This window comes from Flavobacterium glaciei (genome assembly GCF_003350545.1).
GTDB lineage: Bacteria > Bacteroidota > Bacteroidia > Flavobacteriales > Flavobacteriaceae > Flavobacterium > Flavobacterium glaciei.
Genome location: NZ_QQBA01000004.1, coordinates 15,861 through 31,110, shown reverse-complemented (window position 1 = coordinate 31,110; position 15,250 = coordinate 15,861). Strand labels below are relative to the sequence as shown.

At 34.1% G+C, this 15,250-nt stretch carries 18 protein-coding genes; 17 read left to right on the top strand and 1 reads right to left on the bottom strand.

Going from position 1 to position 15,250, the window contains the following annotated elements; translation table 11 throughout:
- The first annotated feature begins 2 nt into the window (after window positions 1-2).
- The 17 genes from DFR66_RS04925 (at window position 3) to DFR66_RS04845 (ending at window position 14,210) form a co-directional block, all read left to right on the top strand.
- Window positions 3-401: a bactofilin family protein gene (locus DFR66_RS04925; protein WP_114753737.1), complete on the top strand. Its 399-nt coding sequence runs from the start codon at window positions 3-5 to the stop codon at window positions 399-401.
- Entirely contained in the window at window positions 376-615 is a 240-nt protein-coding gene (locus DFR66_RS04920; protein WP_317048670.1) for an AtpZ/AtpI family protein, read from the top strand. Before DFR66_RS04925 ends, DFR66_RS04920 begins: the two co-directional genes overlap by 26 nt.
- Window positions 612-995, top strand: a complete 384-nt coding sequence (locus DFR66_RS04915; RefSeq protein ID WP_114753735.1) for a hypothetical protein — start codon at window positions 612-614, stop codon at window positions 993-995. Before DFR66_RS04920 ends, DFR66_RS04915 begins: the two co-directional genes overlap by 4 nt.
- Before the next feature lie 130 nt (window positions 996-1,125).
- Complete coding sequence (gene atpB / locus DFR66_RS04910) at window positions 1,126-2,277, top strand: F0F1 ATP synthase subunit A (protein ID WP_114753734.1); 1,152 nt, start codon at window positions 1,126-1,128, stop codon at window positions 2,275-2,277.
- A gap of 41 nt (window positions 2,278-2,318) precedes the next feature.
- Window positions 2,319-2,519 carry an ATP synthase F0 subunit C gene (gene atpE / locus DFR66_RS04905; protein WP_031453874.1) on the top strand — a complete coding sequence of 67 codons (201 nt, stop codon included), beginning with the start codon at window positions 2,319-2,321 and terminating at the stop codon, window positions 2,517-2,519.
- 76 nt (window positions 2,520-2,595) lie between these two features.
- Window positions 2,596-3,087: a F0F1 ATP synthase subunit B gene (locus DFR66_RS04900; RefSeq protein WP_113664745.1), complete on the top strand. Its 492-nt coding sequence runs from the start codon at window positions 2,596-2,598 to the stop codon at window positions 3,085-3,087.
- Window positions 3,088-3,089: 2 nt separating this feature from the next.
- The gene (gene atpH, locus DFR66_RS04895) at window positions 3,090-3,623 is read left to right on the top strand and encodes an ATP synthase F1 subunit delta (protein WP_114753733.1); all 534 of its coding nucleotides are present in this window, start codon (window positions 3,090-3,092) and stop codon (window positions 3,621-3,623) included.
- 38 nt (window positions 3,624-3,661) lie between these two features.
- Window positions 3,662-5,239 carry a F0F1 ATP synthase subunit alpha gene (atpA, locus tag DFR66_RS04890; protein WP_114753732.1) on the top strand — a complete coding sequence of 526 codons (1,578 nt, stop codon included), beginning with the start codon at window positions 3,662-3,664 and terminating at the stop codon, window positions 5,237-5,239.
- Between the two features lie 98 nt (window positions 5,240-5,337).
- The gene (gene atpG / locus DFR66_RS04885) at window positions 5,338-6,198 is read left to right on the top strand and encodes an ATP synthase F1 subunit gamma (protein ID WP_114753731.1); all 861 of its coding nucleotides are present in this window, start codon (window positions 5,338-5,340) and stop codon (window positions 6,196-6,198) included.
- Between the two features lie 89 nt (window positions 6,199-6,287).
- Entirely contained in the window at window positions 6,288-6,731 is a 444-nt protein-coding gene (locus DFR66_RS04880; RefSeq protein WP_114753730.1) for a GNAT family N-acetyltransferase, read from the top strand.
- 10 nt (window positions 6,732-6,741) lie between these two features.
- Entirely contained in the window at window positions 6,742-7,203 is a 462-nt protein-coding gene (locus DFR66_RS04875) for a hypothetical protein (protein WP_114753729.1), read from the top strand.
- A gap of 122 nt (window positions 7,204-7,325) precedes the next feature.
- Window positions 7,326-8,792 carry a lipopolysaccharide biosynthesis protein gene (locus DFR66_RS04870; protein WP_114753728.1) on the top strand — a complete coding sequence of 489 codons (1,467 nt, stop codon included), beginning with the start codon at window positions 7,326-7,328 and terminating at the stop codon, window positions 8,790-8,792.
- Between the two features lie 219 nt (window positions 8,793-9,011).
- On the top strand, window positions 9,012-9,446 hold the full coding sequence (gene dut / locus DFR66_RS04865; protein ID WP_114753727.1) for a dUTP diphosphatase: 435 nt from the start codon (window positions 9,012-9,014) through the stop codon (window positions 9,444-9,446).
- Between the two features lie 255 nt (window positions 9,447-9,701).
- Window positions 9,702-10,712, top strand: coding sequence for a sugar nucleotidyltransferase (locus tag DFR66_RS04860; RefSeq protein ID WP_114753726.1), 1,011 nt, complete (start codon window positions 9,702-9,704; stop codon window positions 10,710-10,712).
- A gap of 59 nt (window positions 10,713-10,771) precedes the next feature.
- Window positions 10,772-12,148: a tetratricopeptide repeat protein gene (locus DFR66_RS04855; protein ID WP_317048669.1), complete on the top strand. Its 1,377-nt coding sequence runs from the start codon at window positions 10,772-10,774 to the stop codon at window positions 12,146-12,148.
- Entirely contained in the window at window positions 12,145-12,933 is a 789-nt protein-coding gene (locus DFR66_RS04850) for a DUF4292 domain-containing protein (protein WP_114753725.1), read from the top strand. Before DFR66_RS04855 ends, DFR66_RS04850 begins: the two co-directional genes overlap by 4 nt.
- A 59-nt stretch (window positions 12,934-12,992) precedes the next feature.
- Window positions 12,993-14,210: a murein hydrolase activator EnvC family protein gene (locus DFR66_RS04845; protein ID WP_242008630.1), complete on the top strand. Its 1,218-nt coding sequence runs from the start codon at window positions 12,993-12,995 to the stop codon at window positions 14,208-14,210.
- A gap of 184 nt (window positions 14,211-14,394) precedes the next feature.
- Here the strand turns inward: DFR66_RS04845 and DFR66_RS04840 are convergent, their stop codons facing one another.
- Window positions 14,395-15,243, bottom strand: a complete 849-nt coding sequence (locus DFR66_RS04840; protein WP_114753723.1) for a polysaccharide deacetylase family protein — start codon at window positions 15,241-15,243, stop codon at window positions 14,395-14,397.
- Between the last annotated feature and the right edge of the window lie 7 nt (window positions 15,244-15,250).

Here is a 15,250-nt window from a genome sequence, read left to right as displayed (position 1 = left end):
ATATGTTTGATAAAAAACAAAAATCATACACCGATCTTTTAGGTAAAACCAATAGAATTGTTGAAGGAACTACAATAAAAGGTGATATTATTTCGCATGCTGATTTTAGATTAGACGGAAACTTGATAGGTAATTTTCAGTCTGGCGGCAAAATTGTCATTGGTCCAGCCGGAAGCGTTACTGGTGATATTGTGTGTAAAAACGCTGATATCGAAGGAAAATTTGAAGGGAAAATTCAAGTAACCGAGGTGTTGAATATAAAATCAAAGGCTAGCATTCATGGAGAAGTTACCACTGGAAAATTATCTGTGGAGCCAGGAGCTGATTTCAGCGCTTCTTGCACAATGAAGACTAATGCAAAAAATATCCTTCAAAATGATGACCAACGAAACACCAAATAAAAACAATTTTAATAAATGGTTGGTATTTATGGGAATTCCTTTTCAAATGGGAATTGTCATTTTCGCGTTCACTTATCTAGGTATGTGGCTGGATGAAAAATATTCGGGAGAATCGTCTTCCTTTTACACTATTATATTGTCCTTATTATCAGTTTTTATAGCCCTTTATAACGTAATTCGGCAAGTCAAAAATATTAATAAAAATAACGAATGATTAAAGTTTTATCTTTTTTGAAGTACTTAATACCCTTTACATTACTTTTATTTACTGCGCAGTATTACGGGACTGCAGCCTATAGTGAACATCATGAATTTTTTTACGCTACTTGGAGTATTTATCTTTTCCTGTTTGTTTCCACACTTTTAATATATGTATTGCTACTGTTTGTAAATTTAAATTTTCCTGATTTTACTGGTTTTGCGTTTCTGGGAACCACTTTCGTGAAAATGATGGCATCAGTGGTTTTTTTGATTCCATTGATACAATCAGAAGGGCGAGAAACTAATTTGGATATAGCAGCTTTTTTCATCCCTTATTTCCTATTTTTGCTTTTTGAAACCATTTTTGCAGTGCGATTAATAAATAAAAGATAAGTTGCTTGAAAATAATGCAATAGGATTGTAAAATTCATTTTTTAAAATCATCATTATAATTTTCAATTTTCAATTAAATATGTACCTTTGCAAAAAATTTTAAAACGTAAAATCAGATACACAATTAATAATGGTAATTTCAAAAAAATCACTTCAATTCCTGTTAGTTACTTTTCTAGCGTGTATGCCGTTGGTTACTTTCGCAAATCCAACCGCGGATAGTCTTCAAAATCACACTGAAAATGCTGCTCCTGTTGCAGAAGCACACGGAGAAACAGGTCATTCTGCTGAAAAAGAATTCAATGCCACGGAATTGATTAATGATCACATTGGTGATTCTCATGAATTTCACATTGCGGATTATGATGGTCATCCTATTACGTTTTACCTTCCTGTAATTTTGTGGACAAACAACGGATTGGAAATTTTTTCTTCGGAACAATTTCACCATGATAATGAAGGACACCATGTTGTTGATGTGAACGGTCAAAAATTAGTTCGTTTTAACGAAGTTGTTTTTTACGCTGATAAATTTGAAAACTTAACGGAAGATGAAAGAAAAAACGGTGCTTTCGCGTTTGACGCTAGACCACTTGATTTTTCAATCACTAAGAATGTATTCTCGATGTTGATGTCAGCTCTTATATTGTTCTTTTTGTTCCTTGCAGTTGCACGTTCTTACAACAAAAACAAATTAGCGCCAAAAGGAATCGCTGGATTTCTAGAGCCGTTAGTGATATTCGTTAGAGATGAAATCGCTATACCTAATATTGGAACCAAAAAATACGCGAAATACATGCCGTATTTATTGACTATATTTTTCTTTATTTGGATTAATAACCTTATTGGATTGATTCCCTTTTTCCCTTTCAGTTCAAACCTTACCGGAAATATCTTCTTTACATTTGTATTAGCATTGATTACTTTTATTGTAACTTCTTTCAGTGCCAACAAAGATTATTGGAAACATATTTTTATGCCTCCAGTACCTAAAGCATTATATCCTATTATGATTCCTGTAGAAATTATCGGAATGTTGACAAAACCTTTTGCATTAATGATTCGTTTATTCGCAAACATTACTGCAGGGCATATTATCATCTTGAGTTTAGTCTCATTGATTTTTATATTCAAAACAGTAGCCGTTGCGCCTATTTCTGGAGCTTTCGTACTGTTCATGAGTGTACTTGAAATGTTGGTTGCGGCGTTGCAGGCTTATGTCTTCACGTTGTTGACAGCATTGTTTATTGGTCAGGCTGTAGCAGAGCATGATCACCATTAATTTGTGTTTTATTAATTATTAACTATATTAAATTTAGTATTATGGTATTAGCTGGAATCGGAGCTGGATTAGCTGTTATTGGTGCAGGTCTAGGTATTGGAAAAATTGGTGGTTCTGCAATGGACGCTATTGCTCGTCAACCTGAGGCTGCTGGAAAAATCCAGACTGCTATGATTATTGCTGCTGCACTTATTGAAGGTGTTGCACTTTTTGCAGTAGTTGTTGCGTTGATCGCAAAATAATTAAAGCTTAAAACTTCCTGATACGGTTGGTATCAGGGAGTTTTTATTTCTAAAACAAACTTTTAAATATAAAAATATGAATTTTACAGCACCGGAGAGTTTAATTTTTTGGACCTCTATTATCTTTTTAGTTTTCTTCATCCTTTTAAGAAAATTTGCTTGGAAACCAATTCTTGGCGCAGTAAAAGGTAGAGAAGATTCAATCAATGAAGCATTATCTTCAGCAGAAACTGCTCGTAGAGAAATGCAAAATCTTACTGCAGAAAACGAACGTATTCTTCAAGAAGCAAGATTAGAGCGTGACTCTTTATTGAAAGAAGCGCGTGAAATGAGAGAAAAAATGATCGCTGATTCTAAAGCTGATGCACAAGCAGAAGGCGCAAGAATGATTGAGCAAGCTAAAACAGCTATTTTAGCAGAAAAAAATGCAGCTATGGCAGAATTGAAATCACAAGTTTCTTCATTGTCATTGAGTATTGCTGAAAAAGTATTAAAAGATGAATTATCTAACAAAGAAGCTCAAACTAAATTGATTGAGAATATGTTAGGTGACGTTAAATTGAACTAATTATGGCAAGTACAAGAGCAGCAATTCGTTATGCAAAAGCAATTTTGGACTTAGCAAACTCAAAAAATGTTGCCGAAGCAGTAAGCAGTGATATGAAAACTATTGCTACCACTATTAATGGGAATTTAGAATTGAGTACGTTTATTCAAAATCCCACTATTAAAGTTGCAGTAAAAGAAAATGCATTGTTAGAAGTTTTTGCAGGTATCAATGGCGTAACTCAAGGGTTGTTTCATTTGTTATTTGAAAACAAAAGATTCGAAATATTAGGTGCAATTGCTACTGAATATGGTAAATTATCTGACTTAGCAAATGGTATTGAGTTGGCACAAGTGACTACTGCTATTCCTATGGATGCAGCTTTAGAAGCACAAGTTTTAGCGAAAGTAGCAACACTTTCAGATAAGAAGATAACAATTGAGAACATAGTAGATCCTACAATTATTGGAGGTTTTATTTTGAGAATAGGGGACAAGCAGTACAATGCTTCGGTTGCCAACAGATTACAAGTATTAAAAAGAGAGTTAAGTAATTAGTTTTATTGCACATTTAAGTGTTTAAATTATAAATTAAGATGGCGGAAATCAAACCTGCTGAAATTTCAGCAATATTAAGAAAGCAAGTAGAAGGTTTTGAATCTGGTGCTACACTAGAAGAAGTAGGAACCGTACTTCAGGTTGGAGATGGTATTGCTCGTATTTACGGGCTTTCTAATGTTCAATATGGAGAGTTAGTTGAATTTGACAATGGATTAGAAGCTATTGTTTTGAATCTTGAAGAAGACAATGTAGGTGTGGTACTTTTAGGACCATCTACAGGAATCAAAGAAGGTTCAACTGCAAAAAGAACACAACGTATTGCTTCTCTTAAAGTAGGAGAACAAATGGTAGGTCGTGTAGTAAACACACTTGGTTTTCCAATTGATGGAAAAGGACCAATAGGTGGCGATTTATACGAGATGCCTTTAGAAAGAAAAGCTCCTGGAGTTATCTTCCGTCAACCAGTTACTGAACCATTACAAACCGGTATCAAAGCAGTAGATGCTATGATTCCAGTAGGTCGTGGACAACGTGAGCTAGTTATTGGTGACCGTCAAACTGGTAAATCAACTGTTTGTATCGATACTATCTTAAATCAAAAAGAATTTTACGATGCTGGGAAACCAGTTTTCTGTATATATGTTGCAATTGGACAAAAAGCGTCAACTGTAGCAGGAATTGCTAAAATGTTAGAAGAAAAAGGAGCAATGGCATATACCATTATTGTTGCTGCTAATGCTTCTGATCCAGCTCCAATGCAAGTGTATGCTCCTTTCGCAGGTGCTGCAATTGGAGAATATTTTAGAGATTCAGGTCGTCCGGCTTTAATTGTTTATGATGATTTATCTAAACAAGCTGTAGCGTATCGTGAGGTTTCTCTATTATTAAGAAGGCCACCGGGACGCGAAGCATATCCTGGAGACGTTTTCTACTTACACAGCCGTTTATTAGAGCGTGCTTGTAAAGTAATTGCAGATGATGGAATTGCTAAAGACATGAACGATTTACCAGATTCATTGAAATCAATTGTAAAAGGTGGTGGTTCTCTTACTGCTTTACCAATTATTGAAACACAAGCTGGTGACGTTTCTGCATATATCCCAACAAACGTAATTTCGATTACAGATGGTCAAATTTTCCTTGATGGAGATTTGTTTAACTCTGGGGTTCGTCCAGCAATTAACGTAGGTATCTCGGTATCTCGTGTTGGAGGAAATGCTCAAATTAAATCAATGAAAAAAGTAGCAGGTACATTAAAACTGGATCAAGCACAATTCCGTGAATTGGAAGCGTTTGCTAAATTTGGTTCTGATTTAGATGCAGTAACTTTAAACGTAATTGAAAAAGGAAAAAGAAACGTTGAAATCTTGAAACAAGGTTTGAATGATCCTTATACTGTTGAAGATCAAGTTGCGATTATCTATGCTGGTTCTAAAAACTTATTGAGAAATGTTCCTGTTAATAAAGTAAGAGAATTTGAGAAAGATTTCTTGGAATTCTTGAATAACAAACACAGAGCAACTCTTGATGCTTTAAAAGCAGGAAAATTAACAGATGAAATTACAGATGTAATCGAAACTGTAGCAAAAGAATTATCAGCAAAATATAACTAAAACTAGTCAAAAGTTGTAAAGTCGAAAGTCTTAAAGTCAGTTAATCTGCTTTCGAGGACTTTAGACTTTATGACCTTACGACGTTAGACTAATATAAGATGGCAAATTTAAAGGAAATCCGTAATAGAATTACTTCCGTTTCATCTACGATGCAAATTACATCGGCGATGAAAATGGTTTCTGCAGCAAAGCTAAAGAAAGCACAAGATGCAATTACAGCAATGCGACCTTATGCCGAAAAATTAACGGAATTATTGCAAAATCTTTCTGCTACACTTGAAGGTGATGCAGGTGGAGAGTTTACAACACAACGTGAAATCAAAAAAGTTTTAGTGGTAGCGATAACTTCAAATAGAGGTTTATGCGGTGCATTTAATACAAATGTTATCAAAGAAGCAAAAAGCCGTGCTGAATTTTATGCTGGAAAACAAGTTGATATTTTTGCTATTGGTAAAAAAGGAAATGACGTTTTGAGCAAATCGCTTTCAATTGTAGATAATCAAAGCGCTATATTTGACAATTTGACTTTTGACAATGTTGCAAAAATTGCTGATTTGTTAACAGGTAAATTCGTTTCTGGTGAGTACGACAAAATTGAGTTGGTTTATAACCAATTTAAAAATGCTGCGACACAAATCGTTCAAACGGAACAATTTCTGCCATTAGCGCCTATTAAATCAGATGTTACACCTTCGACAGGAGATTATATTTTTGAACCTTCAAAAGAAGAAATCGTGTTGACTTTGATTCCAAAATCGTTAAAAACACAATTGTATAAAGGGATTCGTGATTCGTTTGCCTCAGAGCACGGAGCTCGTATGACAGCAATGCACAAAGCAACTGATAATGCAACGGAATTGAGAAATCAATTGAAGTTAACTTATAATAAAGCACGTCAGGCTTCTATTACTAATGAAATCTTAGAGATTGTTGGTGGAGCAGAAGCGTTGAATGGGTAAAAGATTATTGATTCGAAATATATAAAGAGTCACGCTATGCGTGACTCTTTTTTTGTTTAATTTTATAGTTTAAAATAATACTTGGAAGAATGAAACTACAACTCAAAGAACTTACCACTAAACAAGAAATGCTGGCGCAATACCCAGTAATGCAATATTTATATACCAATTTCAGTTTAGAGAAATACGATGCGTATCTTACAGATATGATTCCGCACAACTACAAACAAATTGCTGTTTTTGAAGGTGATGTTTGTGTAGGACTTTCTGGTTTGTGGTCTGGAACAAAGCTTTGGTCAGGCAAGTACCTTGAAATTGATAATTTTATCGTTCACCCAGACCACCGTAAAAAAGGAATTGGTAAAATGATGACGGATTATGTCGATGCTAAAGCAAAAGAACTTGGTTGCACTATGATTGTACTCGACGCTTTTACAGGAAATTATACCGCACATCGTTTCTATTACAATCAAGGATATGTTCCAAAAGGATTTCACTTTCTTAAAATTTTAAACGAAGAAGGACTAAGTTAAATAGAAAATTATGAAAGGATATAAAACAATTATTTTCGTGGTGATTACTGCAATCAGTCTTACTTTTTGTGCTATGAAACATGAATTTCAAACGGAATTTCCTCAAGAAATACAATCAGTATTTTATCAAAAAGAGAAAAAAGACAGCGAAAGTAGTGTAACCCATTTTTATATTGAATTCAAAAAACCGCTTTCGGCAAACATCAAATTGGAGAAAATCTATTTTCACAATCAAGAATCTTCCTTAAAAGAAATTACACCAAAAGAATTTACTGCACATTTTTATCAAAGTATCACAAAGGAAGACATCATCATGGATAGTAATCCTGCGAAGGAATACGGCAACAAAGCTCCGGTCATTCAAAAATCTAAATTTGATTTAAAATCAAATGAAGCGGTGTTACAATTTAAGAAAGACAATAAAACTGTTTTTTATAAAATAGCCAATGTTTTGGAAAAGCCATTGCGATAATTTAAGTGAATATAAATCAATTCTTTTGATGTGGATTCTCTTTCAAAACAAACATTCACTTCATCGGAATAATCCAAAGAATTAGTTATTTTTGCTTCCTTAATTTTAATAAATACACCATTTTGGGATTATATAAAAATCTTTTTAAACAGACTGCCATTTACGGATTAGCAACGGTTATACCGCGTATGTTCAGTTTTTTATTGGTGCCTTTATACACGGATTTACTCCCAAAAGCTGAGTACGGAAAGGTTTCCATCATTTTTGCCTGGATGATCTTTTTTAATGTAATTCTCGCTTATGGATTTGAGACTGCTTTCTTTAGGTTTTATAATAAAGAAACAGATAAGAAATCGGTTGTGGAAACAACATCTGTTTCAATTTTCTGGACTTCTATTTCGTTTTTATTCATTGCCTTATTATTCAGGAATAAATTAGCTATTTGGTCTGGAATTGATGCTCAGTATATTACGTATACCATCTGGATTTTAGTCCTGGATGCCTTGGTAATTGTTCCTTTTTCTAAATTGAGGGTCAATCAGCAACCCATAAAATATGCCATAATCAAAATTGGAAATGTCACAATCAATCTGGTGTTAAACCTTTTCTTTTTGAGTTATTTACCAGCAATTGCGCAATCAAATCCGGATAGTTTTTTAAGTTCTTTTTACTTAGAAGATTTTCAAATAGGCTATATTTTTGTGTCTAATATCGTTGCGAGTTTGCTCACTTTTGTAGTATTGTCACCTGATTATTTAAAACTAAAATGGCATTTTGATTACCAGCTTTGGAAACGCATGATGCAATACGGAATGCCTATTATGGTCGCTGGAATAGCATTTGCTATCAATGAACAATTCGATAAAATTTTATTGGGAAAACTATTGCCAGCCAATATTGCCGCTGCCGAAGTAGGAGTATATTCCGCGTGTTATAAACTTGGTTTGTTTATGGTCTTGTACCGTACGGCCTACACTTTAGGAATTGAACCGTTCTTTTTCAGCCATGCTGAAAGTAAGGATGCACCACAAACCTACGCCACGATTACTAAATATTTTGTTATTTTTGGGTCCTTCATTTTACTCTCCGTTATCGTTTTTGCGGATGTTTTAAAATACATAATGATTCAGGATGAGTCGTATTGGGAAGCTATGAATGTGGTACCGTTGATTATCTTAGCCAATTTTTTCTTAGGAATTTATACCAATCTTTCCGTTTGGTACAAACTAATAGATAAAACATACATAGGCGCCTATATCTCCATTGTTGGAGCCATAATTACATTAGCCTTAAATTACCTGCTAATCCCAACCATGAGTTATTACGGTTCGGCAATTGCCACTATTGCGGCCTATGGAAGCATGATGTCCATCTCTTATTATTTCGGAAACAAATACTACCCCATACCGTATGACAGCCGTAAAATTTTTATGTATCTCACAATTTCAATCGGTTTTTCAGCTATTTCATTTTACGGATTCCGGGAGAATTATTTTGTAGGAATCACGTTATTGCTGCTGTTCCTTTATTTTATATACCACAACGAAAAAGAATTATTAACCCAAATACTAAAACGTAAAGCAAAGTAGTGTCAAAATTTTTAGGAGCTTATCGCGCCCTTCGTTTCAAGCTTTTTCCTAACATTGTTTTTTTCTACGGCTCAAAAGGAGCTTCTTGCAGTCGCTCTTTTCACTCTCGAAAAAAATACAATTTTATAGAAAAAGGCTTTCCACTTCGGTCACGGCTACAAAAGCGCACTTCCTAAAAAAGACAATCTGATCCTGAAATCTAGCTCAAACAAATACATTATGAATATCAACATCATCAACAAATCGCAACACGACTTGCCTAGTTATGAAACCACAGCCTCAGCAGGAATGGATTTACGAGCTAATATCACAGACCCAATTACCTTAAAACCACTAGAAAGAACCATCGTAAAAACAGGTCTTTTTATAGAATTGCCTATTGGGTACGAAGCGCAAGTAAGACCACGCAGCGGACTAGCTGCAAAAAATGGTGTAACCGTACTGAATGCACCCGGAACAGTTGATGCGGATTATCGTGGAGAAATTGGAGTTATTTTAGTAAATTTATCCAATGAAGATTTTACCATTCAAAACGGAGAACGCATAGCGCAATTAGTAATCGCAAAACACGACCGCGCTGAGTGGACTGTAGTTCAAGAATTATCAGAAACTTCAAGAGGTGAAGGTGGTTTTGGAAGCACTGGAGTGAAATAAGTATTCAGTGTTCAGTAATCAGTCGCAGTTAACAGTTGTGAAAATCGATTAAACAGAATGTTTCAAATAAAAATCAGTGAAAATCGGTTTAATCCGTTTAATCTGTGGCTTAATATAATAGAAAATCTTTGCGAAATCCTTCGTGATCTTTGCGTTTAAAAAGTAAAATAAATTTAATAATTCAAAGATTAAAAAATTTAAAGATTTGTGATAATCATTAAATTTTTCAATCATTAAATCTTTCAATAAATAAACATGAAAATAATCGTTCCTATGGCTGGTCGTGGATCACGCCTTCGCCCACATACATTAACTATTCCTAAACCGCTAATCCCTATTGCTGGAAAACCAATCGTTCACCGTTTGGTCGAGGATATTGCAGGAGTTTTAAATCAAGAGATTGAAGAAGTAGCCTTTATTATTCACGAAACATTTGGTAAAAAAGTTGAAGAAGAATTACTAGCTATTGCAAAAAAACTAGGTGCGAAAGGAACTATTTATTATCAAAATGAAGCTTTAGGAACTGGTCATGCCATTATGTGTGCTAAAGATTCTTTGAGCGGATCAGCGGTAATTGCTTACGCAGATACTTTAATTCGTGCAGATTTCGATTTAGATCAAAATGCGGATAGCGTTATTTGGGTAAAACAAGTAGACGAACCGGAAGCTTTTGGTGTTGTAAAATTAAATGCTAATAATGAAATAGTAGAATTAGTAGAGAAACCAGCAACTTTTGTTTCTGACCTTGCTGTTATTGGAATTTACTATTTTAAAGATGTTGCCGTTTTAAAAAACGAATTACAATTAGTATTAGACAATAATATTATACACGGTGGCGAATACCAAATAAATGACGGAATCAAACAGATGATGGCCAAAGGAATGACTTTCGTTCCCGGTAAAGTCGATGAATGGATGGATTGTGGCAATAAAAACGTTACGGTGGAGACTAATTCTAGAATGCTAGGTTTTTTGCATCAAGATGGTGAATCTTTAGTTGATGAAAGTGTACAGCTAGAAAACGCAACCATTATACCGCCTTGTTATATTGGTAAAAATGTAGTTTTGGTAAACACAACTGTTGGTCCTAATGTTTCCTTGGGAGATGGTTGTCACGTCAAAGACAGTACTATAAAAAATAGTTTGGTACAAACGCATTCGCATATAAAAAATGCCGTTTTAGACAATGCCATGATTGGTAATCACGCGAGTTTTGATGGGAATTTCACTAGTATAAGTATTGGGGATTATTCTGTATTGGAATAAAATTCTGCCTCTGATTCATAGATTTTAAATTTGTTTTAATTTGTGAAGAGAGTCTAAAAATGGATAGATTAGGTTTAAATAAAAACATGAAAAACAACGCTTTCTTACTGTTTATTCTTGGAACTTTATTGTTTCCAGCTATGCTGTGCGCACAGATGGAGCCAGAAGAAATAAAACTTGATACAGATCAGTTTCAAGAACTTTTTTATGAATCGTTGCTTCAAAAAGGGATTGAGAATTATGATAAAGCAGTCGTGGCTTTAGATAAATGCATCAAGATTAAACCGGATGATGCGGCTGTGTATTACGAATTAGGCAAAAATTATTTAGCTTTAAAAGATTATAATAACGCCTATACTTCGTTTGAAAAAGCCACAAAAATTGACCCAAAAAACAAATGGTACTGGGTGGGAATGTATGATGTGAGTTATGAAACCAGTAATTATAATCAGGCGATAATGATTATCAATAAATTGATAGAATTTGACGAGAAGTATAAAGAAGATTTGACATCGCTTTATATAGGAACAAAACAATTTGACAAGGCATTGAGTTTAATTAACGAGCTAAATGAAACATTTGGGAAAACGGACAGAAGGGATTTGTACAAAAGCCAAATTTTATCTGAAGGGAAATTTCAAAACATGGAAGCTTCAAATTTGTTAGAGCAAATTGATAAAAATCCGCAAGAAGAGTCTAATTACATCAGCCTGATAGTATTATATTCTAAGAATAAAGAAGAAGAAAAAGCTTTTGAGATCGTTAAAAAATTAGAAAAAGCCATTCCGAATTCCGAATGGGCCCAAGTAACACTTTTCAAAAATTATTTGGATGTTAATGATGCACCAAAAGCGATAAACGCCATGAATGTTGTTTTGGCAAGTTCCAAAATAGATTTGAAGATTAAACACCGTATTCTGAATGAGTTTTTGATTTTTACAGATAAAAACCCTCAATACTCAGCTGATTTAGAAAAAGCGATTTCGTATTTCGCTAATGATGCAACAGTTAATGTAGCCAAGGAAATAGGGAAGTTTTACCATGAAAAAAAGCAATGGGTAAATGCGAGTAAGTATTATGAACAAGCATTAAAAAAAGGTTCTACAGATGACATAGAAACCAATTTGCTTTTGCTTCAAGCGTATACAGAGTTGAAGCAATTTGATTTAGTAGCAAAAAAAGCATCGGTAATGGTGGATACTTTCCCTACTCAGCCACAGTTTTATTATTATGCTGGTTTAGGTTACAATCAGTTACAGCAATTCAAAAAAGCGAAGGATTTTTTAGAAATGGGCATGGATTATGTAGTAGAGAATAAGGAATTGGAAATAAATTTCAATATCCAGCTTGGAGAAGCGCACAATGGCCTAGGTGATTTCAAGAAAAAAGACTTGTTCTTTGCTAAAGCCAACCAATTATTAAAAGAAAAAAAATGATCAAAAAAATTTCAATACTAGTACTACTTACTGTTTTTATGATGTCTTGTAAATCGAAAGCCATCGCAGTTGCAGCAAGCAATCAGCCTATTGCGGAGGCAGAAAATATGTCGGCCAAAAAAATAATAGAAAATCATTATAACAATAAAAGCGAATTTTCTACATTATATATTAAGTCAAGCGCCCGTTATGCAGATGATAAGCTTACACAAAATGTTACCGCTGAAATCAAAATCAAAAAGGACGAGCAAATTTTAGTAAGCATTCGTTTTCTGGGAATTACAATGGCAAAGGCATTGATTACTCCTAATACTGTGAGTTATTATGAAAAGATAAATGGAAAGTATTTTGAAGGTGATTTTAGTAGTTTAAGCCAATGGTTAGGTACAGATTTAGATTATAAAAAAATTCAAAATATGTTATTAGGACAGGCAATTGATGACTTGACCAAAGGAAAATATTTAGAAACGTTAATGGAGCAAACGTATCGATTGGATGATACATCGAATAAAAACACGAAAAAATCATTCTTTTTGGATGCAGATAAATTCTTAGTTCAAAAACAAGAAATTACACAAACTGCAGAAGAGCGAATGATCAAAGTAGCGTATGCAGATAATAAAGTATACAACCAGGCAACATTGCCAACAAGCGTTTTAATCAATACGTTTCAGAAGAAAGGGAATACTGAAATTAATCTGGAATACAACTCAGTAACTTTCAATGAAGAACTTTCTTTTCCTTATAGTGTCCCAGATGGGTACAAAAGAATTATAATTAAGTAAATTAGCAAAAATATTTTTTCGATATGCCAAAATTTCTCCTAAGCCTAATTTTTATCTGTATGACTTCATTACTGTGGAGTCAGGAATCTCAACAAGAAAAATTAGAAGAACGTAAAGCTCAAATTCAAAAAGAAATTAGAGAAAATGAAAAGTTATTACAATCTGTAAAGAAAAAAGAAAAATCAGTTGTGAATGTAATTGTCATTCAAAGCACGAAAATAAAACTGAAAGAAAAATTAATAAACACCACTGAAAAGCAAACCAAATTGCTTAACAATGACATGTATATTAATCAAGTACAGATTAATAAATTGAAAAAAGAATTAGCTGAACTTAAGGAAGATTATGCCAAGATGATTGAAAAATCATATAAAAGTCGTTCATCAGAAAGTAGAGCGATGTTCTTGTTATCATCTGAAAACTTTTTACAGGCATACAAAAGAGCACAGTATATGAAACAATATACGAGCTATCGAAAAATGCAAGGAGAGGAAATAAAAATAAAAACAGATAAGCTTACAGATTACAACCAAAAACTAGACATACAAAAAACAGCGAAACAAAAATTGATTGCTGAAAACGAAAAAGAAAAACTTTCACTTGAAAAAGAGAAACAAGAACAACTAAAGTTGGTAAGCGTAATAAAAAAGGATAAAAATAAGATTGCCCAAGAAATTAAGAAAAAACAGCAAGAGTACAGAGCAATCGATAGACAAATCAATAAGTTGATTCGAGAAGCAATTGCTGCAGCTAACAGAAAAGCGGCTTTAGAAAAAGCAAAAGCAAATCCGAGTGCACCAGTTTCTAAAGCTGCGGTGTCGTCATCCAAAATTGAACTAACGCCGGAAGCTAAAATTATTGCTGATAATTTCAGAGCTAACAGAGGAAGATTGCCATATCCAGTTGAAAAAGGATATGTATCACTTGGATATGGAAACCAAACACATCCAATGTTTAATACGATAACCGTACACAATAGCGGTGTAGAAATCACTACTGACAAAGGCGCAAGTGCCAGAGCCGTTTTTGGCGGAGAAGTAACCAGCGTTATTGTATTGTCTCCTGTAAACAAAGCAGTAATGATACAACACGGAGATTACTTCACGGTTTATCAAAATTTAAGTTCTGTGAATGTAAGCAAAGGCGATAAAGTAAGTATAAAGCAAACTTTGGGAAAAGTAAGAACTAATGGCGAGACAGGTAAGACAGTCATAAAATTCCTAATCCTTCAGAATACTACTTATAACAATCCTGAGGGTTGGTTGTCACCAAGATAAAGTCTACTATTTTCATAAAAAAAGCACTATTATATTCCTTAGAATACGATAGTGCTTTTTTAATTTAAGATTTATTCTATTCGATATTATATATTGTCCAATGTCAGTTCGAGCGCAGTCGAGAACTAGTATTAAATCGAGCTGACAAAAAACATTAAGCTATTATGAACTACACAGAACTAGACTATTCTGATTTAATAAAAGAAGAATTTATAGCCTTCATTGTACCTTCTATAGACCAAGTCCCTGAGACAATAATACGCCTAATGGTGTGTAATGGATCAACAGAATCTCTTTTGGTTGCTAAAATATAAGCCATTTTATAATCACTCTTTTTTATTTCAGGAATTGCGGCTGTATTCCATAAACCAAACGGATAGGCAAAATCAGTTACTGGTTTCCCTATAATTTCCTCCAGTTTTGCTTTTGGTTTGACTAATTGTGTATTCCAGTCGTCGCCAGTATACTTTGTAACCATATGATGATCCCAAGTGTGCGCGCCTACCACATGTCCGTCGTCAGACAAGCTTTTGATTTGTTCTTTGCTCATATATCCAGGACGGTTGATGGATACTGTCATTATAAAAAACACTCCTTTGAAACCGTATTTTTTCATCTCAGCTGCGCCAATGCTGAATTGTTCTTCCCGAGTATCATCAAAGGTAATCATGATTGGTTTTGCAGGTAATGGGCCATCAAAAACTAAATAATTATACAATTGTTCTGGCAAAATGGTTTCGTAGCCTTCATCAGCTAGCGTTTTCATTTGTTCTGCAAAAGCAGGCGGTTTTACGGTATATACTTTCACATTTCCACTCGCACTGGCGTTAAAATCCCTGATGTTATGATAACATAAAATAGGCACTTCTTTTTTTGAAAGTATGGTCGCGGCATTTGCAGCAACTTTTTTAGGAGCTACAACTTTTGTGGGAGCAGCAACAAGCGGAACTTCAGGAACTGTTTTACGGGGTTCTGATTGGCAACCCACTACTACAAAAAGCCCAACGAAAACGGAATAAAAAATATTTTTCATGAATTCA

Coding starts and splice junctions, on each gene's coding strand:
- DFR66_RS04925 (WP_114753737.1), top strand. CDS start 3: ATGTTTGATAAAAAACAAAAATCATACACCGATCTTTTAGGTAAAACC.
- DFR66_RS04920 (WP_317048670.1), top strand. CDS start 376: ATGATGACCAACGAAACACCAAATAAAAACAATTTTAATAAATGGTTG.
- DFR66_RS04915 (WP_114753735.1), top strand. CDS start 612: ATGATTAAAGTTTTATCTTTTTTGAAGTACTTAATACCCTTTACATTA.
- atpB (WP_114753734.1), top strand. CDS start 1,126: ATGGTAATTTCAAAAAAATCACTTCAATTCCTGTTAGTTACTTTTCTA.
- atpE (WP_031453874.1), top strand. CDS start 2,319: ATGGTATTAGCTGGAATCGGAGCTGGATTAGCTGTTATTGGTGCAGGT.
- DFR66_RS04900 (WP_113664745.1), top strand. CDS start 2,596: ATGAATTTTACAGCACCGGAGAGTTTAATTTTTTGGACCTCTATTATC.
- atpH (WP_114753733.1), top strand. CDS start 3,090: ATGGCAAGTACAAGAGCAGCAATTCGTTATGCAAAAGCAATTTTGGAC.
- atpA (WP_114753732.1), top strand. CDS start 3,662: ATGGCGGAAATCAAACCTGCTGAAATTTCAGCAATATTAAGAAAGCAA.
- atpG (WP_114753731.1), top strand. CDS start 5,338: ATGGCAAATTTAAAGGAAATCCGTAATAGAATTACTTCCGTTTCATCT.
- DFR66_RS04880 (WP_114753730.1), top strand. CDS start 6,288: ATGAAACTACAACTCAAAGAACTTACCACTAAACAAGAAATGCTGGCG.
- DFR66_RS04875 (WP_114753729.1), top strand. CDS start 6,742: ATGAAAGGATATAAAACAATTATTTTCGTGGTGATTACTGCAATCAGT.
- dut (WP_114753727.1), top strand. CDS start 9,012: ATGAATATCAACATCATCAACAAATCGCAACACGACTTGCCTAGTTAT.
- DFR66_RS04860 (WP_114753726.1), top strand. CDS start 9,702: ATGAAAATAATCGTTCCTATGGCTGGTCGTGGATCACGCCTTCGCCCA.
- DFR66_RS04855 (WP_317048669.1), top strand. CDS start 10,772: ATGGATAGATTAGGTTTAAATAAAAACATGAAAAACAACGCTTTCTTA.
- DFR66_RS04850 (WP_114753725.1), top strand. CDS start 12,145: ATGATCAAAAAAATTTCAATACTAGTACTACTTACTGTTTTTATGATG.
- DFR66_RS04845 (WP_242008630.1), top strand. CDS start 12,993: ATGACTTCATTACTGTGGAGTCAGGAATCTCAACAAGAAAAATTAGAA.
- DFR66_RS04840 (WP_114753723.1), bottom strand. CDS start 15,243: ATGAAAAATATTTTTTATTCCGTTTTCGTTGGGCTTTTTGTAGTAGTG.